15 protein-coding genes are annotated in these 25,705 nt (G+C 59.5%); 11 read left to right on the top strand and 4 right to left on the bottom strand.

What is annotated here, in order from left to right:
- A partial coding sequence (locus GYN08_RS05710; protein WP_166273040.1) for an AraC family ligand binding domain-containing protein occupies window positions 1-509 on the bottom strand: 509 nt, incomplete at its 3' end.
- Between the two features lie 191 nt (window positions 510-700).
- Here GYN08_RS05710 and GYN08_RS05705 point away from each other — a divergent pair.
- The gene (locus GYN08_RS05705) at window positions 701-2,446 is read left to right on the top strand and encodes a glycoside hydrolase family 2 protein (RefSeq protein ID WP_166273039.1); all 1,746 of its coding nucleotides are present in this window, start codon (window positions 701-703) and stop codon (window positions 2,444-2,446) included.
- 158 nt (window positions 2,447-2,604) lie between these two features.
- Here GYN08_RS05705 and GYN08_RS05700 read toward each other — a convergent pair whose 3' ends face one another.
- Entirely contained in the window at window positions 2,605-4,230 is a 1,626-nt protein-coding gene (locus GYN08_RS05700; RefSeq protein WP_166273038.1) for a diguanylate cyclase domain-containing protein, read from the bottom strand.
- A 365-nt stretch (window positions 4,231-4,595) separates the two neighbouring features.
- Between GYN08_RS05700 and GYN08_RS05695 the strand changes: the two genes are divergently transcribed.
- From GYN08_RS05695 to GYN08_RS05655, 9 genes are all read left to right on the top strand, one after another.
- Window positions 4,596-6,431: an assimilatory sulfite reductase (NADPH) flavoprotein subunit gene (locus tag GYN08_RS05695; RefSeq protein WP_166273037.1), complete on the top strand. Its 1,836-nt coding sequence runs from the start codon at window positions 4,596-4,598 to the stop codon at window positions 6,429-6,431.
- Window positions 6,432-6,492: 61 nt separating this feature from the next.
- Complete coding sequence (cysI, locus tag GYN08_RS05690) at window positions 6,493-8,226, top strand: assimilatory sulfite reductase (NADPH) hemoprotein subunit (protein ID WP_166273036.1); 1,734 nt, start codon at window positions 6,493-6,495, stop codon at window positions 8,224-8,226.
- Window positions 8,227-8,572: 346 nt separating this feature from the next.
- A complete protein-coding gene (gene treC, locus GYN08_RS05685) occupies window positions 8,573-10,273 on the top strand; it encodes an alpha,alpha-phosphotrehalase (RefSeq protein ID WP_166273145.1) in 1,701 nt (566 codons plus the stop codon).
- 39 nt (window positions 10,274-10,312) lie between these two features.
- Window positions 10,313-12,370 (top strand): PTS system trehalose-specific EIIBC component, encoded by a 2,058-nt coding sequence (gene treP / locus GYN08_RS05680; protein WP_166273035.1) that lies wholly within the window; start codon window positions 10,313-10,315, stop codon window positions 12,368-12,370.
- Between the two features lie 168 nt (window positions 12,371-12,538).
- Window positions 12,539-13,264, top strand: a complete 726-nt coding sequence (gene treR / locus GYN08_RS05675; RefSeq protein WP_166273144.1) for a trehalose operon repressor — start codon at window positions 12,539-12,541, stop codon at window positions 13,262-13,264.
- A 73-nt stretch (window positions 13,265-13,337) separates the two neighbouring features.
- Window positions 13,338-14,240, top strand: coding sequence for an alpha/beta hydrolase fold domain-containing protein (locus GYN08_RS05670; protein WP_166273034.1), 903 nt, complete (start codon window positions 13,338-13,340; stop codon window positions 14,238-14,240).
- Between the two features lie 232 nt (window positions 14,241-14,472).
- A complete protein-coding gene (locus GYN08_RS05665; protein WP_166273033.1) occupies window positions 14,473-14,850 on the top strand; it encodes a BlaI/MecI/CopY family transcriptional regulator in 378 nt (125 codons plus the stop codon).
- Window positions 14,851-14,855: 5 nt separating this feature from the next.
- A complete protein-coding gene (locus GYN08_RS05660) occupies window positions 14,856-17,297 on the top strand; it encodes a M56 family metallopeptidase (RefSeq protein WP_166273032.1) in 2,442 nt (813 codons plus the stop codon).
- A 31-nt stretch (window positions 17,298-17,328) separates the two neighbouring features.
- Window positions 17,329-19,740, top strand: coding sequence for a M56 family metallopeptidase (locus GYN08_RS05655; RefSeq protein WP_166273031.1), 2,412 nt, complete (start codon window positions 17,329-17,331; stop codon window positions 19,738-19,740).
- Between the two features lie 272 nt (window positions 19,741-20,012).
- On the opposite strand, the gene GYN08_RS05650 is transcribed toward GYN08_RS05655, so the two are convergent.
- A complete protein-coding gene (locus GYN08_RS05650; protein ID WP_166273030.1) occupies window positions 20,013-20,888 on the bottom strand; it encodes an amidohydrolase family protein in 876 nt (291 codons plus the stop codon).
- The gene (locus GYN08_RS05645; protein ID WP_166273029.1) at window positions 20,885-24,082 is read right to left on the bottom strand and encodes a GNAT family N-acetyltransferase; all 3,198 of its coding nucleotides are present in this window, start codon (window positions 24,080-24,082) and stop codon (window positions 20,885-20,887) included. Before GYN08_RS05645 ends, GYN08_RS05650 begins: the two co-directional genes overlap by 4 nt.
- 315 nt (window positions 24,083-24,397) lie before the next feature.
- On the opposite strand from GYN08_RS05645, the gene GYN08_RS05640 reads away from it, so the two are divergent.
- The gene (locus tag GYN08_RS05640) at window positions 24,398-25,678 is read left to right on the top strand and encodes a S1C family serine protease (protein ID WP_166273028.1); all 1,281 of its coding nucleotides are present in this window, start codon (window positions 24,398-24,400) and stop codon (window positions 25,676-25,678) included.
- Window positions 25,679-25,705 lie beyond the last annotated feature (27 nt).

The following is a 25,705-nucleotide window of genomic DNA, read 5'->3' as shown; positions in this document are numbered from 1 at the left end:
AACAGCGAGCGGGCTTTTTCTTTTTCAGGCGCGAGATCGGCATGCAGCCGCGCGATCAACGACAGAAGAACGCCGCTTGCTTCGAGTTCTCCCGTCGGAACGCCGTTCGACCATAGGGCGGCGATCCGGCTGAACAGGGCGTCGATTTCCACGGCCGTTTCGCCGGAAAAAGCCGACCGATGAGGCAGTTCCAGCGTCGCGACGGGAGAAGGATCGGGCCAACGACCGTCGCTGCCGGACAGATGCGCGGCGTCGAACAGAATCATGAACATATCGAGTCCGCGGCCGCCGCGCGCGGCCATCGTCATGTTCAGACCGGGCTTTAAATAAAAAAGACTGCTGCTTTCCGCCGTATAGGAGCCTTGGTCCGACACGAATTTTCCCGTTCCCGAGCGCACCCAGTACAGGCTGTGGATCGCCGTCGTATGACGGATATCGTTCCAATCGGGCGGCGTTTTTTTCGGGGAGGCCCACTGGATTTTGACCGCGATTCCGGATAGGCGCTGCATGCGTTTCCCTCCGTTTCCGTTATGCTGTTTCTTTTTCCGCGAACGACCGCGAATAAACCGATTTTGACATGAAACGAACCTGATTGTCTATGGAGAGAATCTTGATGCCGCTCTAAAGTAAAGGAGGAGAAGAGATCGTCAGGGGAAAAGCGCGGTCTCGTCAAAACGAAAAAGACATGGAGGGACGCGAAATGATTCGTTTGTTCGAAACGCACGAGATTCGTCCGTCAAGGGAATTGGAAGGATTATGGGAATTTCATCCGGTCGGGCGCGAAGGAGAGATCCCCGAGCGCATGGACTATCGTCTGCCTGTTCCCGGCTGCTGGGAGACTCATCCCGATCTCGGGACTTACCGCGGCGTGGGGCTCTATCGCACGACGGTAAATCTCGACCGCAAAACGAATCTTCGATTGGAATTCAAAGGAGTCAGCCATACGGCCGACGTCTACGTGGACGGAAGCCGAATTGCGCATCATTATAACGCGTATACGTCTTTCGAGGCTGTGGTGCCGAACGTCGAACCGGGCGAGCACGAGATTCGGCTGTATGCGGACAATTCGTTCAGTGAGCGGTCGGCGCTGCATATCGCGAACGATTACTACACGTACGGAGGTCCTATCCGACCGATCGTGCTGGAAGAAGTCGGGGACGTGCACATCGATCGGGTATCGTTTACCCCCGAATGGCATAACGGGCTGTGGCAAGGGAAATGGCGCGCGATCGTCCGAAATATCGGCAGCGAGGCACGCGAAACGCAGTTGATCCTGGGCTTGGACGGTCTGCATAGCGTACGGGAAAAGCTGTTCGTCGAGCCGGGTGCGAGCGTCTTGTTCGAGCGTACGGAAACTTACGGCGGGGCCCGGGAATGGAGTCCGGAGAGGCCGACGCTGTATAAGCTGCGGGCGGAACTGGCGGAAGGAGAGCGGAAATGCGACGATTGGATCGATCGAGTCGGCTTCCGCAGGGTGGACACGGAGGGTGGCAGACTGCGGATCAACGGGCAGCCCGTGCTGCTCAAAGGCGTAAACCGCCACGAAGACCATGCGATCTGCGGCGCGAGCTTTTCTTTTGCCGACCTGCTTCGGGATATTGAGCTGATTCGCGATCTCGGCTGCAATTCGGTCCGAACCAGCCACTATCCGAGCGACGAGAGATTCCTTGATCTTTGCGACGAGTTCGGGCTGCTGGTCTGGGAAGAAAATCATGCGAGAGGGCTGACGGAAGAAGAAATGCGGAATCCCCGCTTCAAGCCGCAGAGCGAACAGGTCACCCGGGAGATGGTCGAACAGCACGGCAACCGTCCGTCGATCGTCATCTGGGCGGTGCTGAACGAATGTGCCAGCCATACGGCTTACGGGCGGACCGTTTACGAGAGCGAGCTTGCCCTGATTCGCGATCTGGATCCGTCCAGGCCGAGATCGTTCGCTTCCATGCACCGCGACCGGGATCTTTGCTTCGATCTTGTCGACATCGTGTCGTTCAACGTCTATCCGGGTTGGTATACCGACGAAGAGCCTGCCGAGCTGCTCCAGCAGGCCAAGCAATGGGCGGATCGTCTCGGTGGAGCGGGCAAACCCGTCATTTTCAGCGAATTCGGAGCGGACGGGTATTACGGCTTCCGCAGCCGGGACCGGGTCAAAGGCTCCGAAGAACGTCAAAGCGACATTCTGGACGCCAATCTGAAGGCGTACTTGAGCGGCGATTCGCCGCTGGCGGGCGTCTATGTGTGGCAGTTCGGCGACTGCCGAGTCTCCGAAGCGACGAACTGGCTGATGAGCCGGGGCTGCACGCGCAACAGCAAAGGCCTGGTGGACGGGTACCGGAGGCCGAAGCTGGCCTACGATACGGTCAAGGCGCATTTTCGCGGAGAAAAGGGCGGAGCGGCAAGTCCGGCTCCGACGGTTCCCGGAGCCGCCCCTGAACGGACCGGCCGCTGAACCGGGCCGGAACGGATCGAAAGCACCGGCTGACGCGGTAGGCGCATAACAAAGTTTCGGCGTCGAAATCGGCTTCCCGCCCAAAAGAAACGCCGCCCGCCCCGAGGATCGTCTGGGGAGGCGGCGTTTTATTCTGTTTGCGGTGCGGTAGGCGGCGGTCAATCCGTGAAAGTAACCCGGTTTTTGCCCCTTTTTTTCGACAGGTATAGACGTTCGTCGGCTTTCCGAATGACTTCGGTCACGTTTCGGTGATCCTCCGCGTAGAAAGCTGCGCCGATACTGCAGCCGATCGAGAGCTGATCGATGCCGACGACGAAGGGATTTCCGATCGATTTCAGCACTCGGGACGCCAATCTTTCCGCACTTTCCTTTGCGCTTGCGCGCGAAGTGCGGGAGATAAGCAGGAATTCGTCACCGCCGAGACGGACTACGATGCCGTTCGCTTCGAGCATCGCGACCCGAAGGCGCTGGGCGACTTTTTTAAGCAGAATGTCGCCGACCTGGTGTCCCATCGTATCGTTGATCTTTTTAAATCCGTCCAGATCCAGATATAAAAAGGCAAGTTTTTCGGAAGCCGGATCGAAGTTTTCGATCGTTTCTTCCAGGTAACGCTCCAGAGCCAGCCGGTTCGGCAGTTCCGTCAACTGGTCGTGCAGCGCCACGTTTTGCATATGTCCGAGCTCGTTTTCCGTGCGCAGCAGGGAATCAAGCAGCGTCTGCAGCGAATGCGATAAGCTGCGAATATCTTTGAAGCCTTTCGTATCCGGAATTTCCGCGGCGCCGCCATGCCGGATGCGATCGGCTGCCAGGGTCAGTCTGCGAATGGGTCGGGAAATGAATTCCGCCGTCGCCAGTCCGAAGCCCGCGAACAGGACGGCGGCGATCGCGACGATCCACACGAAATCGCGCTGGATTTCGGCGGCGGACGCGTACGCGACGGATTCGGGCTGCCGGACCAGCACGGTCCAACCCAATCCCGGATAGTCGAGATATCCGTCGCCGTAAGCGGATCCGGTCAAGTAATTTTTGCCGTCGGGCCAGCGCTCCAGCATCCAGGACCGCTGAGGCGCCTGCTCGCCGCCGAGGCCGGACAGAGCGAGCGTATCGCCTCTCCAGTCGCCGGGACCGAGCAGCACGGCGTTGTCTTTTTTGCTGACGATGAACAACTCGAATTTCTGGATTTGATCGCCCTGCGCTTCGAGCAGGCTTCGCTCCACTTCTTTGGCCCATTCCCAGCTCAAGTGCGCGCCCAGCACGCCGACGGTCTCGCCCCCGTCGTTTTTGACGGCAAAGCTGATATCGACGAACTCCAGCGGTTCTTCGCTCGGATTCGGCAGCAGTTTGGCGAGAAGCACGGCCTCGTGAACGTCGCCGAGAAACGATCCTTTGATCCCTTCCGCGAATACCGGGCGCTCGGCGATATTTTTCCCTACCAGGATTCCGCCCGTACCCGCCAGCACGTCGCCTTCCGTATTCATGAAGCCGATCCACGAGAAAGCGGGGAAATTCGCCTGCAGCTGATCGATCAGATTTTGGATAGCCTGCGGATCTTTCGCCTGCTTCAGCGGTTGAAGTTCCGTCAGCAGCTTGATTTCGCCCGAGCGCGACCACATGAAGTTGTCCAGCTTGTCCGACATTTGATGGGCCGTTTCGGCCAGCGAAGAGCCGATTTCTTTTTTGATCGCCTCGGCGGAACGCACGCTCATCAATGAACCGAGCGTTACGCTCAGCACGAGAACGAACGATACGAATATTAAAGCCAAAAAAGTTCTTATTTTAATCATGCGTGCCCTCCGTACCGAATAGTTCGCTTTCTTTACTTTCCCTTTATCGTTGCAACTCGGAGTGAAATGAATAGGGTGGACAGAATTTGTGATTTTTTTCGACAAAAAGTGCGGTAATTCTCGAAAGCCGTTCGGTGCAGAGCGCGAAGCCGACGAAAGTCCCTCGATTTTTTGTTAACCTATTATCAGAAAATCTGATAAATATCATAAAAGGAATCGAATTGACCGCTTTTTGTGCATATGATAGGGTCAAGAGAGCAAAATAAATTCTGATCGATTAACTAGGATTTTAATGAAATTCCGATTCGATGAATCGTGAAGCGATAACAATCGAAACGAGAACGATGCCGTGCGAGGTGGATATTTTGGAATTGAACGTAACCAACAGCCCATTTAACGAACAGCAGGCGGAACTGCTGAACCGCCTGCTCCCGACCTTGAACGAACACCAGCGAATCTGGCTGACCGGCTTCCTGGCCGCCGGCTCGGCTGCCGCGGCTCTTCAAGCTCCGGTCGCGAGCGCGCCGCAGGCCGCCGCAGCCGCGCCGCAGGCTCCGGCCGTTCCGGCGGCGCCGCGCGAAGCGACCATCCTGTTCGGTTCGCAGACCGGCAACGGCAGCGGACTCGCCAAGAAGCTGGCCAAGCGGCTCGAAGAGCAGCAGGTCAAAGCGGAAGCGCTATCCATGGCGGACTTTAAGCCCGCCAACCTGAAGAAGATCGACAATCTGCTGATCGTCGTCAGCACTCACGGCGAAGGCGAACCGCCGGACAACGCGCTTGCCTTCCACGAATTTTTGCACAGCAAGCGTGCGCCCAAGCTCGAACAGCTTCGCTACTCCGTGCTCGCGCTCGGCGACACGTCGTACGAATTCTTCTGCCAGACCGGCAAAGACTTCGATGCGCGCCTCGCCGAATTGGGAGCGACCCGCCTGGCGGAGCGGGTCGACTGCGACGTCGATTTCGACGAATCGGCCGGCGAATGGATGAAAGCCGTGGCGGAAGCACTCAGCGCTTCGCCGTCCGCTGCCGCTTCGGCGGCGGATTCCGCCGCGCCGCTCAGCGCCGATCCGGAGTCCGAATATTCGCGCAGCAATCCTTTCCGCGCCGAAGTTCTGGAGAATTTGAACTTGAACGGCCGCGGCTCCGCCCGCGAGACGCGGCATCTGGAGCTTTCGCTCGAAGGCTCGGGCCTGACTTACGAACCGGGCGACAGCTTGGGCGTCTATCCGGAAAATCATCCGCGCTTGGTCGACGAGATCATCGAAGAAATGGGCTGGAATCCGGACGAGATCGTTCCGACCGGCAAGAACGCTTCGGCGGCGCTGCGCGAAGCGCTGCATCGCTATTACGAGATTACCGTGCTGACCAAGCCTCTGCTGGAGCAGGCGGCGAAGCTGAGCGGCAGCGAAGCGTTGGCTAAGCTGACGGCGCCGGAAGCGGCGGCCGAGCTGCGCGCTTACATCGGCGAACGCGACCTGCTCGACCTGATCCGAGATTTCGGCCTCAAAGGCCGGACGGCCGCCGAAGTGACGGGCATTCTGCGAAAGTTGCCGGCCCGCCTGTATTCGATCGCCAGCAGCGCGAAAGCGACGCCGGACGAGGTGCATCTGACCGTTCGCACCGTCCGCTACGCCTGCGGCGGCCGCGACCGCTACGGCGTCTGCTCCGTGCAGATGGCCGAACGCTTGGAACCCGGCGATCAGCTTCCGGTCTTCATTCAGCACAATCCGAACTTCAAGCTTCCGGCGAACCCCGATACGCCGATCATCATGATCGGTCCGGGCACCGGCGTCGCTCCGTTCCGCTCGTTCCTGGCGGAACGCGAAGAGACGGACGCGCGCGGCAGGACATGGCTGTTTTTCGGCGATCAGCACTTTTCGACCGACTTCCTGTATCAGACGGAATGGCAGCGCTGGATCAAGGACGGGGTGCTGACGAAAATGGACGTTGCTTTTTCCCGCGACACGGACGAGAAAGTGTACGTGCAGCACCGGATGCTGGAGAAAAGCAAGGAATTGTACGAATGGATCGACGGCGGCGCCGCGGTATACGTCTGCGGCGACGAGAAAAATATGGCCCACGACGTGCATACGACGCTGGAAACGATTATCGCGCAGGGCGGCGGCTTCAGCCCCGAACAGGCATCCGAGTATCTGCTGCGGATGCAGCAGGAAAAGCGCTACCAAAGGGACGTATATTGATGCCGGAATCCGTACCGGACTATCGACAGTGGCCGTTTGAACGGAAAGGAGAAGCTTGATCATGACGCAGCAAACCGAATGGAAAAAGTATCCGCCCCACGACCGGCCGCACAGTGACGTGGAAGATATCAAGCGCAACAGCGATTATCTGCGGGGCAGCCTGGTAGAGACGCTCAGAGACCCGCTGACGGGCTCTATCCCGGAGGACGACAACCGGCTGATGAAGCACCACGGCAGCTATATGCAGGACGACCGCGATCTTCGCAACGAACGCAGCAAGTCGAAACTCGAGCCGGCTTATCAGTTCATGCTCCGGGTGCGCGCCTCCGGCGGCGTGGTGACGCCCGAGCAGTGGCTGATGATGGACCGGATTTCGCATAAATACGGGAACGATACGATCCGCTTGACGACGCGCCAATCGTTCCAACTGCACGGCGTGCTCAAATGGAACCTGAAAAATACGATCCGGGAAGTCAACGAGGCGCTGCTCAGCACGCTGGCGGCCTGCGGCGACGTGAACCGGAACGTGATGTGCAACCCCAATCCGTACCAGTCCGACGTGCATGCCGAAGTATACGAATGGGCGGACAAGATCAGCCGGCATCTCGACCCGCGTACGCGGGCTTATCACGAGATCTGGCTGGACGAAGAGAAAGTGATCGACAGCCGCGATTTCGAAGCGGAGCAGGAACCGATCTACGGACCGGTGTACCTGCCGCGCAAGTTCAAGATCGGCATCGCCGTTCCGCCTTCCAACGATGTCGACGTTTACTCCCAGGACCTGGGATTGATCGCGATCGTGGAGAACGGCAAACTGGCGGGCTTCAATGTCACGGTGGGCGGCGGCATGGGCATGTCGCACGGCGACGCGAAGACGTATCCGCAGCTGGGCAAGCCGATCGGCTTCGTTACGCCGGAGCAGTCGATCGATTTGGCGGAAAAAATCGTGACCATTCAGCGCGACTACGGCGATCGAGCCGTACGCAAGCACGCCCGCTTCAAGTACACGATCGACGACCGCGGGCTCGATTGGCTCGTGAACGAGCTGCACGGCCGTCTCGGCTGGGAGCTTCAGCCGGCGCGCGAGTTCCGTTTCGATCATAACGGCGACCGCTACGGCTGGATCAAAGGCAGCAGCGGCAAATGGCATCTTACGCTGTTTATCCAAAACGGCCGCATTGCCGATTTCGACGGTTACCCGCTGATGACGGGCCTGCGCGAGATCGCCAAAGAACACGACGGCGATTTTCGTCTTACCGCGAATCAAAATCTGATCATCGGCAATGTCAGTCCGCAGAAGAAGCGTAAAATCGACCGTCTGATTCAGCAGTACAATTTGACGGACGGCGCCCACTACTCGGCGCTGCGCCGCAGTTCGATGGCCTGCGTGGCGCTGCCGACCTGCGGTCTGGCGATGGCCGAATCGGAACGCTATCTGCCGGGCCTGATCGACAAGATCGAGCCGATGCTGGAAGAGGCGGGACTGCGCGACAAAGAAATCGTGATTCGCATGACGGGCTGCCCGAACGGCTGCGCGCGTCCGATGCTGGCCGAGCTGGCCTTTATCGGCAAGGGGCCGGGCAAATACAATATGTATCTCGGAGGCGCCCACGACGGAACACGGCTCAATAAACTGTATAAAGAAAATATCGGAGAAGAAGAGATTCTGTCTTCGCTCAAGCCGATGATTCAACGCTATGCGAAGGAACGCCTGGAAGGCGAACACTTCGGCGATTTCGCGGTACGTTCGGGTTACGTGGAAGCCGTTCACGACGGTCGGCAGTTCCACGCTTAAGCCGATTCAAGGCATACTCGAGGCAAAGAAAGGATCGGTCAGCCCATGCTGACCGATCCTTTCTTTTTTGTTTTTAATTGAACTTAACAGGTAAATATGGGTAATGGAAATTAATAAAGGGGTAGATCGACTTTGCTGCCTGCCGCAAAAAGATGTTTGCTCGCTTTTTATCCGGGTTATATATACTCAGGTTGACTTCTTGTATATACAGGGATACAATCAATTCGTAGGCATACTTGTATATACAGGAAGGGTATGGGCTGCGGATATTCGTCATCTGCGTACGGGATTCCGAAAAGTCTGCGGCTTCTGAAATACCCGAAGGAGGTACGCAGCAGTGACAACGATGAACTCGAACAGCAAGACGGAATGGTGGCGCCGATCGGTCGTTTACCAAGTCTATCCGCGCAGCTTTAACGATACGACCGGCAACGGCGTGGGCGACATTCGCGGATTGACGGAAAAGCTCGATTATCTCCACGATCTCGGCGTCGATATCGTCTGGCTGCAGCCGGTGTACGTGTCGCCGCAGAACGACAACGGGTACGATGTCGCCGATTACCGTTCGATCGATCCGATGTACGGAACGATGGACGACTTCGACGAGCTGATGTCCGAGCTGCGCAAGCGGAACATGCACTTGATGCTGGACATTGTGGTCAACCATTCGTCGACGGATCATTTCTGGTTCCGCGAATCGCGCAAGTCGAAGGACAATCCGTATCGCGATTATTACATTTGGCGCGACCCGGCTCCGGAAGGCGGAGTGCCGAACAACTGGCAGTCCAAGTTCGGAGGCTCGGCCTGGCAGTACGACGAGGCAACGGGACAGTATTATTTGGCGCTGTACGACAAGACGCAGGCCGATTTGAACTGGGAGAACGAGAAGGTACGGCAGGAAGCGGCGGATCTGATGCGGTTTTGGGCCGATAAGGGCGTGGACGGCTTCCGAATGGACGTCATCAATCTGATCTCGAAAGATCAGAGCTTCCCCGACGACGACGGCAGCATTATGACGGGCGACGGCCGGAGATATTACACGGACGGACCGCGGGTGCATGAGTATATCAAGGAACTGTACGAGCGAGTATACGGTCCGTACAACTTGGTCACGGTCGGGGAGATGTCGTCCACGACGCTGCAGCACTGCATCCGCTACTCGAATCCGCAGGAGCGAGAGTTTTCGATGACGTTCAATTTCCACCATCTCAAGGTCGATTATCCGCAGGGCAAGAAGTGGGAACTGATGCCCTACGACTTCGAGGCTTTGAAAGGACTGCTGTCCTCCTGGCAGATCGGCATGCACGACGGCGGAGGCTGGAACGCGCTGTTCTGGAACAACCACGATCAGCCTCGCGCGCTGTCCCGCTTTGCCGACGACGGACGGTGCCGCGCCGCGAGCGCGAAAATGCTGGCGACGACGCTGCACGGGCTTCAGGGCACGCCTTACGTATTCCAGGGCGAAGAGATCGGGATGCCGAATCCGAACTGGTACGACATTTCCGAGTTTCGGGATATCGAGTCCAAGAATATGTACCGCATCATGGTCGAAATGGGCAAAAGTCCCGACGAAGCGTTCGACGTTATCGCCAAGAGATCGCGGGACAACGCCCGCACGCCGATGCAGTGGAACTACGGTCCTCAGGCCGGATTCACGGACGGCACGCCGTGGATCAAAGTGGACGAACGTTATCCCGAGATCAACGTCAAGATGCAGCGCGAAGATCCGAATTCCGTGTTCAGTCATTACAAGCGGCTGATCGCCCTGCGCAAAACGGAGGATGTGCTGACGGACGGGCGTTACGTTCGCCTGGACGAGACTCATCCGCAGGTGTACGCCTATATGCGCACGAATGACCGCGACACGTTGATCGTGATCTCGAACTTTACAGGCGAAGAAGCGGAGTTCGCGCTGCCGGAGGTTCACCGGGGGCTCTGCGATTCGAAAGCAGAACTTCTGATCGGCAACATGAAGGACGAGCCGGCGTGGGGCGCCGTTCTCAAGCTCGAGCCTTACGCTTCGTTCATGTGGGTTATCCGGGGGTAACTCCCCCGGCATTTTATAAGAAAGAATGGAGATGAGCAGATGTCGGTAAGAAGAGAGGATGTCGAGAAGATTGTCGAAGCCATCGGCGGCAAAGACAATATCGAAGTCGCGACGCACTGTGTTACGCGGCTCCGCTTCTCGCTCGTGGACGAAAGCAAGGTCGATAAGAAAGCGCTTGACGACAACGAATTGGCGAAGGGCTACTTCTCCACCCAAGGTCAGTTCCAGGTCATTATCGGACCGGGTATCGTCGACAAAGCTTACGAGGAAATGATAGCGATTACCGGAGGCCAGCGGGCCAGCAAAGAGGACGTCAAAGCGGCGGCCATCAAGCACAAGAGCCCCGTTCAGCAGGTCATCAAGACGCTGTCCGATATCTTTATCCCGCTGCTTCCGGCGCTCGTTACGGCCGGTCTGCTGCTGGGCATCAACAACCTGCTGACCGGTAGAGACATCTTCTTCGCGGGACAGTCGCTTGTTCAGGTCTATCCGCAGTGGGCGGATTTCGCGGCGATCGTCAACACAATTGCGAGCACGGCGTTCACCTTCCTGCCGGCGCTCGTCGGATGGTCGGCGGCGACGAGATTCGGCGGCAGTCCGCTGCTCGGGGTTATCCTCGGTCTGATCCTCGTCAATCCGGCGCTGCTGAGCGCCTACGATTATGCCAGCGCGGTTAACGAAGGCACGGTACCGACATGGAACCTGTTCGGCCTGCAGATCAATGCGGTCGGTTATCAGGGACAAGTCCTTCCGATGCTCGCCGCGGCTTATGTGCTGGTCGTGATCGAGAAATGGCTGAACCGAAAAGTTCCGGATTCGTTCAAGCTGCTGGTTGTGGCGCCGGTGGCGCTGCTCGTTACCGGCTTCCTGGCCTTCGTGGTCATCGGACCTGTGACGTTCACGCTGGGCAACTGGCTGACGGACGGAGTCGTCTGGCTGTTCGATACCGTGCCTTGGCTCGGCGGCCTGCTGTACGGCGGCCTGTATGCGCCTCTGGTCATCACGGGGATGCACCATACGTTCCTCGCGGTCGATCTGCAGCTGATCAACTCGACCGGCGGGACGTTCCTGTGGCCGATGCTGGCGCTGTCGAATATCGCGCAGGGCGCCGCGGCGCTGGCCATGATGTTCGTCATCCGCACGCAGAAAATGAAGAGTCTGTCGGCCACCACTTCCGTGACGGCGTTCCTGGGCGTTACCGAGCCGGCCGTATTCGGGGTCAACGTTCGCTATAAATACCCGCTGTTCATGGGTATGCTCGGTTCCGCGATCGGCGGCGTGCTGCTGACGATGAACAACGTGCGCGCCTTTGCCGTCGGCGTCGGCGGTCTGCCGGGATTCCTGGCCATTAACGTCGGCGATTGGAGCATCTTCTTTATCGGCATGGCGATCTGTCTGATCCTGCCGTTTGTCGGAACGATCGTATACGGCAAAGTCGTGACCCGCAAACAGGGCGAAAACGGCGAAGCGCTTGAAGAAGATCTGGCGGACCGCGACGTGAAAACGGTCGAAAACGCGAAAAGCCCGATTCCGGATGCCGGAAACGCGGTGGTCTCGCATGCTTCGACGGCAGGTTCCGACCGGACCGCGGGCGCGCTTGCGGCGGACAAAGACGCGCTTAACGTCTTGGAGCTGCTCGCTCCGATTCAGGGCAGAGCCGTTTCGCTCGATAACGTGCCCGACCCGGCTTTCGCAGAGAAACAAATGGGCGACGGGATCGCGATCGAACCGTCCGAAGGGCGGGTCGTGGCACCGTTCGACGGAACCGTGGCGCATGTGATCGACAAGAGCAAGCACGCGGTCATTCTGGAACATGCGACCGGCGTTCAGGTGCTGATCCACGTCGGAATCGATACGGTCGGCCTCAAAGGCAGCGGCTTCAAAGCCCATGTCGCGACCGGAGACGCCGTGAAAGCCGGTCAGCTGCTGCTCGAATTCGATCGCGAAGTGATCACGGCGGGCGGGTATGCGACCATCTCCCCGGTCATCATTCCGGTCGGACAAGATATCGTCGCCGGCATCGAAGAATTGACGGGCGAGACGGAAGCGGGCAAAACGCCGGTTCTGCGCCTCCGTCTGACGGGTGCCGAAGATTGATTTTTGTTTCGCGGCGTACGGTTTTGCACGAATGAGATTGACGGTTCGCCGCCCGGCTTTTTTCCGGGAAGCGGACCGTTTTTTTATCGCAGCTTCCGATCGGACGGACGTGACGGACTTCTTTGCTTTTTGACAAAATACTCCGTAAAATGGGTCACGGTGATTATGATGAATAAAAACATATTTTCGCAAATCTACAGCGATTACACGCAGCGTATCGAGTCGGGCCTGCTCAAGACGGGAATCAAGCTGCCTTCCGAAAACGAGATTTCGGAGGAATACGGCACGTCGCGGGAGACGGTGCGCAAAGCGCTGCATTTGCTGTCGCAGAACGGCTATATTCACAAGATCAGAGGGAAAGGCTCGTTCGTGCTCGACATGAACCGGATGGAGTTCCCGATCTCGGGCCTCGTCAGCTTCAAAGAAGTGTCGGAACGCCTCGGACGTACGGTTCGGACTCTCGTGCACGAAGTGTCCAGGATTCCTTGTCCGAGCGGCGTGGCGCGGCAGCTGCAGGTCGCGGAGAAAGAGCCCGTTTGGAAAGTCGTCCGCGCGCGGGAGATCGAAGGGGAGAAAGTGATTCTGGACAAGGATTATTTTTTGGCTTCCCTCATCCCTTCGCTGACGGAAGAGATCGCGAACGATTCGATTTACGCTTACCTCGAAGGAGAGCTGTCGCTCAAAATCGCGTACGCCAAAAAAGAGATCTCCGTGGAAAACGTATCCGAAGAGGATAAGCGTCTGCTCGATCTGGCGAAAGATACGCATATCGTCGTCGTGCGCAATTACGTGCATCTCGAAGATACGACGCTGTTCCAGTACACGGAATCCCGGCACCGGCTGGACAAGTTTCAGTTCGTGGACTTTGCGCGCCGGGGACCGGGAGAAGATTAGACGGATCGTCGCGAAGCAGTCGCGCGGGTCGAAGAAGCCGAGTGTCGGCGAAAGAGACAGAGGAGCGGAAGACATGAGGCAGCGAACTACGGGATGGATTTTTGCGGCGCTTGCGCGGCTGTCCGTTTACCGCAAAATCTACGACGACGAGGAGAGGATACATCGTTACATCGCGTACAGAGGCAGGCAAAACGCCAGGCCGTACAAACCGAGAGGCAGGTTGAAGACGGCGTCGGACGTGGACTTTATCCGCAGAGGCGGCATGGACGGATTGCTGCTGCGGCGTCCGGACCGCATTCCGGGCCGGCATATTCTGTATCTGCACGGAAGCGCCTATGTGATGCAGCCTAACGTGTTTCAGCGAAGATTCTTTCTGAAGCTCGGTCGCATCTTTAAAGCGGAAGTTCTGATGCCGATCTATCCGAAAGCGCCCGGCACCTTGTTCGAAGAAGCGACGGAAAAGTTTGTTCGAATCTATGAGGAACTGCTGGCCGAGATCGAGCCGGAACAAATCGTGATCGCGGGCGACTCGTCGGGCGGAGCTTCGGCGTTGGTGCTGGCGCAGGCGCTATACGAACGGGGGCTGCCGCAGCCCGGCCGCCTGCTGATGGTTTCGCCGGTGCTGGATTCGACGATGACGAATCCCGGTATCGCGGCGCTCGAGCCGGACGATCCGCTCCAGACGGTGCTGGCCCTGCGCGAACTGGGCCGGGCCTGGGCGGGGAAAGAGAACCTCGACCATCCGGGAGTCAGCCCGATCTACGGACCGCTGGGCGGATTGGCGGACATGATTCTGGTCGTCGGAACGTCCGACATTCTGATGCCCGACGCGCGCCGGCTGAAGGAAGCCGCGGAAGCCGCGGGCAACGGGATTCGCTATTTCGAATATGAAGGCATGATGCACGACTTTCCGCTGCTGCCCATTCCGGAAGCCCGGCGCGTGCTGGAGGAGATCGAGGCGCTCTTATACCGCTGAGACGGAAACGGAAATTTCTTGATAACCGATGCGATGCAAAAAAGCCGGCCCGGTTTGCGGGTCGGCTTTTTTGCATCTTTTTTATGCCGAAATGCGTCTTTCATAAGCCTGCGAACGAAACCGACGCTCTCACAGCTGCGAACAAAAGGTTGACAGCCGAGGATTACAAATGTAGTATTCAATTCAAGGATTACTTTTGTAGTCAAAATTTGCAGAAGGACGGAGGCTTGCGATGAAACGATCGATTCCCCGCATCTCGGATGCGGAGTGGGAAGTGATGAAAGTGCTGTGGAACGGCTCGCCCAAGACGGCCAGCGAGATTATCGGAGAACTGGAGGGAAGCCGGGACTGGAATCCGAAAACGGTGCGAACTTTGATCAAGCGTCTGACGGAGAAAGAAGCCGTCGGTTATACGCAGGAAGGTCGCGTTTATTCGTATTATCCCAAGGTGCAGGAAGAAGAATGCGTCAAGTCGGAGACGACTTCGTTCATGCAGCGCGTATACGGCGGAACGCTGCGCCCGATGCTGGCCCATTTCCTGAAAGACGAACAGCTGACAAAAGAAGACATCGAGGAACTGCGCAAAATACTGGACGAGCGAAAGGACTGAGCGTCTTGCTGAACGCTTTGCTGAACGCGTCGGGAAGCCTGCTGGGACAGGTGCTTGCGCTTTCCGCGGCGGCCAGCGCGGCGGCGCTGATCATCCTGCTGCTGCGGATTCCGCTCAAAAACCGTCTGCACCCCCGTTGGATGTACGTGCTGTGGGGTTTGCTGCTTCTGAGGTTAATGCTGCCTTGGACTCCGGAAAGTTCATTCAGCGTGTATAACTGGCTTCCGGGCGGCGCGGCATTAAGCGGCCAGTCTGCGAAAGAGGCGGATATGAGCCGCTTAACGGCCGAAGAAGCGGGCGAAGTGCCGAATTTCTCGCCGACGGCCGGCGGCACCTTCCTGCAAAAGGCCGGCACGGAGGAAGCTTACGGCGGCGCCGCTGCTGCCTCGCAGGCCGGCGGAGGGCCGGCCGGATTCGCCGAAAGCCCGGAAAGCGCCGCGGAAGATCGGAAGCCGTCCGTTTCGGCGTCGGAAAGCCCGGTCGGCGAAAGGATGCCCGATACGAAGGCGGCCAACAAAGACTTGATTGTCGATCGGCTGAACGGCGAAGGCGCGGCCGTGCCGGAAATCCAAGTCTCTCCGCTCCTGAAAGGGCTGTCCGTGCTCTGGCTGTTCGGCATCGCAGCGGTGCTTGCCGCCGGAATCGGCGCCCATATGCGCTTCACTCGGCGTCTGCGGCGGGATTCCGCCGCTCCGCCGCTGCGGGCGGAACTTCTGCTGCGCTCATGCCTGCGCGAAATGCGCTTGCGCCGGCCGGTTGCGCTCGTCGTGACCCGGCAGGTCGGCATGCCGACGCTGTTGGGCGCCGTGCGCCCCCGGCTGCTCCTGCCGCCGGAAGTGCTGACGGAACTGGACGAATCCGGGCTGCGCCATGTACTGCTGCACGAATTGGCCCACGTCAAGCGCTTTGACATAGCGGTCAACATGTTGGCCGCTGTATTGACCGCGCTGCATTGGTTCAATCCGCTGTTGATTTACGCGTTTCGCCGAATGCGAGAAGATCAGGAAGTGGCCTGCGACGCCATGGCGATCGGCAGGCTCGAGCCCGAAGAACGTACGGCATACGGCCATACGATCCTCAAATTGCTGGAATCGTCGGCGCGGCAGGTTCGCCTGCCCGGCGCCGCAGGTTTGTCGGGCGGAAGATCCGAAATCAGAAGGAGATTAACGATGATCAAAAAAACGCAAGCCCGATCTTTTCGAAATACCGTGCTTGGCGCGGCTGCGCTGCTTTTGCTAGGCGGATGTACGCTTACCGGAGCGAAAAGTCCTACGGAACCGGCGGAAACGGCGCAGCAGGCCGAACGGACAAGCGTGTCGGCCGGAGTCCAGACGACGCGTCAGGGCGAAGCTTCGCGAACGGCCGACGGCGGCGGGGCGGAAACGCTCCTGACCGAAGAGAACAGTCTGCGCGTCACTTCGCGCGAAACGTCGGAAGGCGCGCCGTTGTACTTGATTTATGTGGAAATCGTAAACGGCGATAACGGTCCCGGCCGTTCCTATTTGTGGCGCGCGGCTGTCGATTCTGACCGCCCGGCACGGGCCGACTGGGCCGACGTGAACGGCGACGGCGTCAAGGAGATCGTGATCCGACTGGACGCGGGTTCGGAAGCCAGCATGCGTTTGAGCGAGATCCACGTCCTCGATCCGTATACGATGGAAGAACTGCAAGTTGCCGATTATTTGGATTTCGAACATAACCGATATCCGGCCGATCCGATCCGGGCTTACGGCGGAAAGGTTTACGTGAACGCGGGCTTGAACGACCGTTATATCGCGCGCGTTTACGACGATAAGGGCGAAGACTGGGACGATATTCTTCATTATTGGGGAGTTGCCCGCTACGAGTTGGTAAACGATCGGATCGTCGCGCATGCTTACGGAAGGGGATCGGCATCCGAGACTCCCGTCGAACTCACGGTGACTTACGGCACCGATCTGAAACCGGCCGCGTCTTCGCTGTATCCGTCCGGCGAATATGCGCCGCCGTTCTCGCAAAAGGAAGTGCGTCAATTCATGGACGATTGGAAGAAAACGGCGGGTTGGAACATGACGGAATCCAAAGGCTTATACCGTTTCGCGCCGGCCGAAGATTCTTCGCCGCGGAGCGGAGAGGCTGCGGGTTATGCGGTCAATCCCGATACCGGCACGGTTTTCGATCCGGTATCCGGCGCCCCTCTGCATACCATGGTCCGAATCGGCGGCGCCGAGCAGAACACGAATCTGTCGGGTCTTCAGGGCCGCGAGTATGAAAAAAGGGCGGAGCAGCTGCTTCAGCCGATTCTGACCGCCGCCAGACTGAAGAAAAACGGAGAAAATTGGATCGCGGGCTTCGAAGGAGACGGCTATGTACGCGCGAACGTGCTTCGGGCAGGCGAGCCGATGACGCTCAAAGCCGATTTGTTCACGGGCATGTGGGAGTGGATCGTCCCGCAAGAAAAACAATAAACGACGAAAGGATCGAAAGGAGGAAACAAACATGAATGGCATGTTCCACGTTCTGCCGGAACTGCTGAAGACGGGATTCCGGGAAGTTCTGCTGCTGTCGGCGATGGGCAGCGTGCTGGCCGTGCTGATTCTGGGTCTTCGTCGGCTGCTGGGGAAAAGGTTAAGGCCGGGCTGGCTGTACCTGCTCTGGATTCCGCTGCTGCTGAGGCTGATCATCCCGTGGTCGCCTGAAAGCCCGGTCAATCTGTACGGCTGGATGCCGCAGGCATGGACCGGAATCTGGACCGGCACGCAAACGGAAGCGCGGCAGGAAGCGGGAGGAGCCGTTTCGGCGGCGCTGCCTGTCGAAGGAAATCCGTTCACGGCCGGCGCGGACGGGTTTTCGCCGCTTTACGGGGCGGAACAAGCCGCACCGCCGGCGGACGGGCCTCAGGAAAAGGCCGCTCCGGCCGCCTCGGCTTCGGAAAGAAACGGCTCTACCGCCGGATTCGATGGGTGGAGCTGGGCCGCGCTGGTCTGGTTGACGGGCATGCTGGCGCTGCTGCTCGCGGGCACCGTCTCGGGAATCCGGTTCGGCCGCCGCGTACGCCTGGCCGTCGAAGACGGAGCGCAGGCCGCGCAGGCGACTGAGGCGGCTCAGGCCGAAGCGCTGCTCGAGAGCTGCCGCCGCGAACTCGGCCTTCGCCGCGCGCCGCGCCTGATCGTTACGGATCTGGTATCCGTCCCGACCGTAGTCGGGCCAATGTCTCCGCGGCTGCTGCTTCCGACTTCGCTGCTGTCTTCCCTGGAAGACAAGCGGCTGCGCCACGTGCTGCTGCATGAGCTGGCGCATATCAAACGGCGCGACATCGCGGTCAACGTGCTCGCCTTCCTGCTGACGGCCGTCCATTGGTTCAATCCGCTGCTGGCCTACGCTTTCCGCAAACTGCGGGAAGATCAGGAGACGGCCTGCGACGAACTGGCGCTCGGACGGCTGCCCGGCTCGGAAAGGCTGGAGTACGGTCTGACCTTGATCGCCCTGCTGGAGCGGAATGCGGTTCCGGTCAAGCTGCCGGCCGCATCCGGATTGTGGAGCGGCCGAAAAGAGCGCAAAAGGAGAATGTCCATGATCGCTTCTTATCGAAAAAACACCTGGAAAAGCATAATGGCCGGCACCGCCGCGGTGCTGCTGCTCGGCGGCTGCGCGCTGACGGGACCGGCTTCGCGGGCGGAAGAGCCGCCGAGCGCCGAAACGGCGGAAAATCCGGCGGCCGATGCCGCGAACAATCAGGCGAAAGCGCCGGGAAATACAGAGCCGGCGGGTTCGGAAAATTCGGCCGCCGGGACGATTCCGTCGACGAAGGCGAAAACGCCGCCGGCAGGCGAAGAAGGCACCAAGATCGCGGCCTTCGGCGGCGTATCGGTGTACGTGTCGGACCGAGTCGAAGACCCGCGGAAGCCGCTTCTTCGCCGGTTCACGATCCGCAGCGGAGACGGCAAAGCCGCGTCGTATTTATGGAACTACGATGCGGGAGGCGGCAATCGTTCCGTCTTGATCTCCGAGAGCGATCTGAACGGGGACGGGCAGAACGAGATCGTGCTGATCGTTCCGACCGGAAACGGGACGGAACTCAGCCTTCAGGAAGCGCATGTTCTCAAGGCAAGCGGCTTGGAAGAGATTCCCGCCGAAGATCCCGTCGCGAAGTTGAACGGGATGATGCGTTCGTCCATCGTGCGGAAGGACGGGAACGCCGTCTTGAACGCGGAACTGAACGGAGTGCACGTCACGAAGCGTTACGAAGATATCGGGCAGGCCGGATTCATTTTCGATAAGGCGGAGTTCGGCGCGATCGTCGGTTATACGCTCGCCGGGAATACGCTGAACGCGACCTTGGCCGGCCGCGCTTCCGCTGCCGAGTTTCCGATTCAGGTCGTCGCCAAATACGACCGCGATCTGTCGGTCTCGGACGTCAAACTGTACCCGGATACCGGTCTGTCCTACGATCAGGGCATGCTGCCCGAGGCGGTCGGCAAAAAGCTCGGGCTCGGGAACGCCGCCGCGACCCGGGACTGGAAAGTACGCGCGGAGAACGAACTTTATTGGATCGACGTTCCCGGCGGAGACGACAATCCGGGACAGGACTCGGCGTACGGAGTCAATGCGGTAACGGGCACGATATTCGACGGCACGTCGGGCAGCCCGCTCGCTTCGTTGAACCGACAGCTCCCGAACGAAGCGGATTTCGAAGATTTGCGCTCTTCCGACGGTTCGGTCTATCAGGCCGCGCTGGATAAGCGGGTTCGCGAACTGGCGGATGACGCCGGATGGAAGCTGGCGGCGGGAGACGGCTGGTTCGAAGGCTTCGAAGGCGACGGAAGCGTCCTGTGCAGCGTGGAATGGGACGGCCGGAAAACGACGGTCAAAGCCGATCTCTTTACCGGCTTTTGGTCGGAGACGAAGTAACCGTCAGGAAGCGATCGCCGGATCGTCGGCCGGAAGCGATGCGGGCGGCCGCGCAAAGCAGGCCAAGCCCGCGGCGTCCGAACGGACGCGATGCGGCTGCCCGAAGTCGGGACCGCACCGAAAGCCGGCGTACGCCGCCTATCGCTCTTAAAAGCAAAAGCCCGCCATTCCGCGTTCAAGCGGAAAGACGGGCTTTTTGGACTTTTTGGCGGTTTACGGGGCATCCTGCCCTTGCGCGAGGTTTGCGGCTGCTGCAAATTTCGCGGCGGCTTCTATTCCTTGATCGCGTCTTTGAGTTTCGGGAATACGTCCAGCGCGTTTTGGTAAAACACGTGATGCCAGTAGTTTTCCGGCACGATATGCTTCACGAAACGAATATACGAGTCGATCGGGATCAGCGGCCAATCGGTGCCGAAGACAAGCCGGTCGTAGCGCTCGGCGAACACCATCGCGCGTTTGAAATGGTCGACGTACGTCTGTTCTTTCAGCACGCGGGCGACTTTATCGTCGTCGCCGACGAACCAGCCTGAGAGGTCCGCGTACAGATTCGGATTTTTTTCCAGCATGGCCGCCGTATCCATGACCCACGGATCGCCGAGATGGCAGATCATGAAGGTCAGGTCCCGGTGCGCGAGCAGCGCTTCTTCCATGGACAGCGGATGCGAATACTTCAGCAGCCCGCGATCGGAATAGGTCAGGCCGCCGTGAATAACGATCGGCAGCTTGTATTTCGATGCCAGCTCATACACCGGGTCGTAGACGGGATCGCTCACGTTGAAATGGTAATAGCCCGCATAGAGCTTGATGCCGACCGTCTTCGGATGCTGCAGCGATTTCTCCAGCGCTTCCAGCTGCCCGGGCATCCGCAGCGTATGGGGATTAATGCCGGCGCATTCGAACACGCTGCCCGGCAGCGTGTCCAGACTGCCTCCGCCGAGATCCAAGCCCATCGGATTGGAGGCCGCGTTGTCGGGAAATCCTCCCGGAACGGTCTCGGTCACGCCCATGCCGACGGCGGCCACCACGCCCGCGCGGCGGAACTCGTCCGCCAATCCTTCGGGCGTGTAGCTTAAGCGCGAAACTTCGCTGGCCGTCTGATGGAAGCTTTCGATCTCGGAATAGTGAATATGGGCGTCGATGATTTTCATGGCTGCTGTTCCTCCCGTTCGAAGCGAATGCGGCGCAGGTCGGTCAATTCGTCGTCCTGCGGATCGAGATCGGTCAATACGTAGAAGTAAGGACGGGTGAAGCCGACCGCGCCGTCCCGTCCGTCGAATCGGTCGTTGTACAGCATGCCGGCCAATTCGTTGACCAGAACGGCATACTGCTGAAGAGCGTCTTCTTCGCCCGGCACGACCAGCAGCCGTTCGTCCCGCTCATCCGAATGCAGACGCAGCACGCCGCCGAATTCCAGGTCGGTATCGTAGCGTCCCGTTTTGTAGACGATGCTGTCGCCGCGCGAATCGCGAACTTCGAACCGGCCGTCGCGCAGATCGGCGGAGCTTTTGAAAAAAGCGTTTTTCTGCAAGGCCGCGTTCGCGATCGGCAGGCCGGTGCGCTGTTCGATCATCGTGACGCAGGCCATGACCGGCGATCCCGGACGAAGCAGGAAATACTGATGATAGCGCAGTCCTTTGAAAGATTCGTGCCGGACGACGTCGACCGTCACGCGGATGCCGCTCCAGAGATTGCCCGCGCTGTCGGTCAGCTCGGCGAATCCGGCGGAGACTTCTTCTTCCTGCACGGAGCGAAGGGTCAAGCCGGCCGGATTGGAGGAAATCCCGCCGAACCAGGGGTTCCAAAACGACTTCGGCCCGGCCTGCGGGAACGAAGCGTCCAGCCATTCGCGGCCTTGATACTGCAGCGAATAGAGGGCGGGGCCGAATGCCGGGGCGGCGCGCAGCGTCAAAAGGCCGTTGCCGGCTTCGAAAATGTCCAAGCCGTTTTCCGCGAAAGTTTCGGTACGAACGGCATTTTGCTCCGCTCCGGCGGCCGGGAAGACGAGACGCCGGCGGCACAAGGAGAACGCGTCCATATCGAAATCGAACGTGACGATATCGCATTCCGGGCGGGCATCCAGCGTCAATTTTTCCGCCACCCGGCGAAGCTCGAGCGACGGATCGGCATGCAGCTCCGCAGGAAGAATCGCTCCCCGTTCGGAGGAGAGGCGAAGCGTTCCGTTCAGCGCGACGTCCTTGCGTTCGAGCAGCAGAGCTTCGAACGCTTCCGGCAGGAACGGATTGCCGCCGTTCAGCGTGCCCGCGAGATGTTCGTCTGTTCGCGCTTCGCCGTGCGCCGCGCGTTCGGCAGGAGACAGGGGCCATGACGGGTGCGGCGCCAGCCTGCCGTTCTCCAGCGCATGGGCGCGAAGTTCCCGCCAATCGGCAAACGTGCCGACGAACACGCTCAGCGGAGCGGTCGAGACCGATTCGCCGGCTTGCAGCGCGCCGATCGGCTGGACAAAAGCGTAGCGCCAGTGATTTCGCTCCGGCTGCAGTTCTTTCGGCCATACGACGCCGCAGGCCGCGGACGGCCAGCGGAAGAACATCCAGTTTTCGGTCAGCTTATCCGGCTTCCAATAATCCATGTGGATGGAATCCGCGCCCGTTCCCAAGTCGAGGAAAGTGCCGTCGTAAGGCAGCACCGCGTTCAGGAACGAGACGGGCATCGGCTGCTTGAGCTCCGTGTTTTCCGGCAGCGGGGCGCCTTCGGTGCGCAGCAGACGGTGCGACAGCTGCATGGCACCGTTAGGAAGCAGGCGGGCGACCAGCGTCAGCCGGATGCCTTCCGGCTCCAGCCAGTCGTAGTCCGCTTCGAGCCGAATCGCTTCGCCGTCCCGCTCGAAGCGCACGTCCGAAGGCTTGCGCTCGGCGAAACGGTCGCTGTAAGAAGGACCGAGCTTCGGCAGATCGAACCAGAACGGCGGATGGGACTGCCCGGCGATCCGCAGGCTGAGCTGATTGTCGGACTTTCTGAGGCGGAGCGAGGCAGAGCCGCTGCCGGCGATCCATTCCCGGGGCGTCTCGCCCCAGAAAGTGCCGGAAGCCGACGGGAAGCAGATCTCCAGCTCGCCGCGTACGGCGAACTTTTCCCCGCCCGACGTGACTTCGATTGAGGCGCCGCTCGCCGCGACGCCCGGACGGCGAACCAGGGCACGGACCGAAGCCGAAGCTTTTCCTTCCGCGGGAAGGCGCAGCTTAAGCTTTGCGGGACGGAACGAGGCGGCTTCCGTCTCCGGCAGCGTCACTTCGATCTCCGTTTCTTCCGCGAAGCGGCTTTCGAACCCGATCTGAATCTCGCTCTCCTGCCTCGGGACGAAGGTGGAAGCGGCGGCGGCCGTCGTCATTTTGATCGGGAATACGGGCGCCAGGCCGGTCTTGAACGAGGCCCCGCGCCCGTTGATCGTCAGCTGCGCTTCAACGCCGGGATGCGTCCGCCGGTCGTTCGGCTCCTCGGGCATTTCGGCCAATTCGAAAAAGCCTTCGATCTCGCGGACGCCGCCGGCTTCGTTCAGCTGCGCGGAAGCGTCCAGCGCGAACTTGACGCCTTTGCCGTCCCGCCCCTGAATCCGCACGTCCAGCGGCGAGCCGCTTTTGTTGACGATCCGGTACGTGACCGGATAGCGCCGGCCGAACGGCAGGCGATGACGGGCGACGACGGCTTCCACCGAGTAGTCGTCCGTCTCGATTTTGCGCAGTCCCCGTCCCGTACGTTCGAACTGCATGAGCAGCGATCGGCCGTCTTTTTCCCATAAATAAGTGAAAAAGTCGAAGCCGTTTTCCTGCTCGCCGTCCGGACGGATCGACAGATCGCGTTTGCCGTCCACGTACCAGTCCGCCTGTTCGAAAAAGGGCGCGGCGGCTTCGGTGGCGAGCACGGTCGGGATAAAGTTCATCAGATGCGTCGTGTCGTCGCGTTTTTCCCAGAAAAATCCGCATTTTTTGTAAGCCGGAACGGCTTTGGTGTTGCCGGGCCACGTATAGAGGTCCAGCCGGGGCCAGCCCATCTCGATCGTGCGGCGCACGGCATGGAGCACCAGCGCTTTGCCGACTTTGCGTCCGTGGTAATCCGGGCGGACGTTGAGCAGCGGAATGTACATGGCGCCTTCGTCTTCCTGGTAATAGGAAAAGCTGCAAAAACCGACGGCCGTCTCGCCGTCCAGGGCGAGAAACGTCTGCAGGTCCGTGCTGCGTCCGCGTTTTTCCCGCATGCTGTCTTCGGTATGTACGTAAGCGTCGCCGCCCCAGCTGTCGCTGCTGCGATTCCACATTTCCGCGAGCGAAGCCGCATACTTGGGCTCGTACTCGACGATGGAGATTTCTGCCGTATCAAGGATACTCATGTTTGGCCTCCCTTGCCTGACATCGGGCGAAGTATAAGATGAAACAAAACAAGTATAAACTTAAACAGGACGAGATTCCAGAAAAGACCATGTCGGCGTTCGGCTGTATCCGGTCTGTCTGACTTCCGGTCGCAACCCGAGCGGATACGCTTTTGCGGCGGCTCCCGAAAGAGTGCCTGCCCGATCGCCGTTTTTCCTGTTGTTCCGCTTTGTTCGGGCGGTTCGCATCGTTTACCTGAAGGAGGGTCCGGGTATGTGAAGGTAAGGACGAAACCTGAAATTTATCAAATATCTCCACGGGAAAGGGTGAGGCGAATGGAATATCGGAACGACAATCCGGGCGGCGGAGGCCGGCGGCCGAAAAGAAGCAGCAGTTTGGGTTATTTTCTGTCGAGCCTGATCGGACTTGTGGTCGGTGCGCTGCTGGTGGCGCTGATTCTGCCGAGAATCGGGCTCATGGATAACGGGAACGACGCGGCCGATCCGAACGCCGGAACGCAAGCGCAGGAACAGACGGCGGCTCAGCCGGTCTCCGACAAGACGGATGATCCGGGAGGGACCCAGGCGCAGACGGCTTCCCTGGCCAATGGGGGAGCTATGGACGTATCGGCTGTCGTGGACGAGATCGGAAGCGCGGTGGTCGGCATTACCAACATTCAGACCCAGCAGGGTGGCGGCATGTTCGGCGTCCCGCGAAATACGGACGGCGTTCCGGTCGGAACGGGTTCGGGCGTCATCTATAAAAAAGAAGGCGATCTCGCCTATATCGTCACGAACAATCATGTGGTAGCGGGCGCCAATCAGCTTGAGATTACGCTGGCGGACGGAACCGACGTGGAAGGCGATCTGGTGGGAACCGACATTTGGACGGACCTTGCGGTCGTGACGATGGATGCGGCCGCCGCCGATACGGTCGTCGAATTCGGCGATTCTTCGTCGCTGAAGACGGGCCAGCCGGTAATCGCGATCGGCAACCCGCTGGGATTGGAATTTGCCGGCTCGGTTACGACAGGAGTCGTGTCCGGGCTTGAGCGTATCGTTCCGGTAGACGTAAACGAAGACGGAACGCCGGACTTTCAGTCCGAAGCGATTCAGACCGATGCCGCGATCAACCCCGGCAACAGCGGCGGAGCGCTGCTGGACATGCAAGGCAAACTGATCGGCATCAACTCGATGAAGATCAGCACCGAGACGGTCGAAGGTATCGGCCTGGCGATTCCGATCAACGTCGCCGTCCCCATTATCGAGCAGATCGAAGCGAACGGCGAAGTGCACCGGCCGACGCTGGGAGTGACGCTGATGGATCTGGCCGCGATTCCTTCGGCTTATTACCAATCGAGGCTGCGTCTTCCGGACGACGTGAAAGCCGGCGCGATCGTGGAGCGGGTCATGGAGAATTCGGCCGCCGCGAAAGCCGGACTTCGGTCGCTTGACGTCATTACGGCGGCCGACGACCAAAAAATCGAATCCACCGGCGACCTGCGGCAGTATCTGTTTACGGACAAGCAGGTCGGCGACGAGATTCGGCTGACTTTTTACCGCAACGGACAGCAGCAGGAAGTTACGCTGTCGCTGACGGACAATTTGCAAATTTGAAGCGGGCCGGGAGGGTTAACGCCTTCC

The sequence above is a fragment of the Saccharibacillus alkalitolerans genome (assembly GCF_011090185.1).
GTDB lineage: Bacteria > Bacillota > Bacilli > Paenibacillales > Paenibacillaceae > Saccharibacillus > Saccharibacillus alkalitolerans.
The sequence above is the reverse complement of the archived record's forward strand: the minus strand, read 5'-3'. Positions and strand labels throughout refer to the sequence as shown.

Excerpts from the sequence above, each read along its gene's own strand:
- GYN08_RS05705 (WP_166273039.1), top strand. The coding sequence starts at position 701 with ATGATTCGTTTGTTCGAAACGCACGAGATTCGTCCGTCAAGGGAATTG.
- GYN08_RS05700 (WP_166273038.1), bottom strand. The coding sequence starts at position 4,230 with ATGATTAAAATAAGAACTTTTTTGGCTTTAATATTCGTATCGTTCGTT.
- cysI (WP_166273036.1), top strand. The coding sequence starts at position 6,493 with ATGACGCAGCAAACCGAATGGAAAAAGTATCCGCCCCACGACCGGCCG.
- treC (WP_166273145.1), top strand. The coding sequence starts at position 8,573 with ATGAACTCGAACAGCAAGACGGAATGGTGGCGCCGATCGGTCGTTTAC.
- treP (WP_166273035.1), top strand. The coding sequence starts at position 10,313 with ATGTCGGTAAGAAGAGAGGATGTCGAGAAGATTGTCGAAGCCATCGGC.
- treR (WP_166273144.1), top strand. The coding sequence starts at position 12,539 with ATGAATAAAAACATATTTTCGCAAATCTACAGCGATTACACGCAGCGT.
- GYN08_RS05670 (WP_166273034.1), top strand. The coding sequence starts at position 13,338 with ATGAGGCAGCGAACTACGGGATGGATTTTTGCGGCGCTTGCGCGGCTG.
- GYN08_RS05665 (WP_166273033.1), top strand. The coding sequence starts at position 14,473 with ATGAAACGATCGATTCCCCGCATCTCGGATGCGGAGTGGGAAGTGATG.
- GYN08_RS05655 (WP_166273031.1), top strand. The coding sequence starts at position 17,329 with ATGAATGGCATGTTCCACGTTCTGCCGGAACTGCTGAAGACGGGATTC.
- GYN08_RS05650 (WP_166273030.1), bottom strand. The coding sequence starts at position 20,888 with ATGAAAATCATCGACGCCCATATTCACTATTCCGAGATCGAAAGCTTC.
- GYN08_RS05645 (WP_166273029.1), bottom strand. The coding sequence starts at position 24,082 with ATGAGTATCCTTGATACGGCAGAAATCTCCATCGTCGAGTACGAGCCC.
- GYN08_RS05640 (WP_166273028.1), top strand. The coding sequence starts at position 24,398 with ATGGAATATCGGAACGACAATCCGGGCGGCGGAGGCCGGCGGCCGAAA.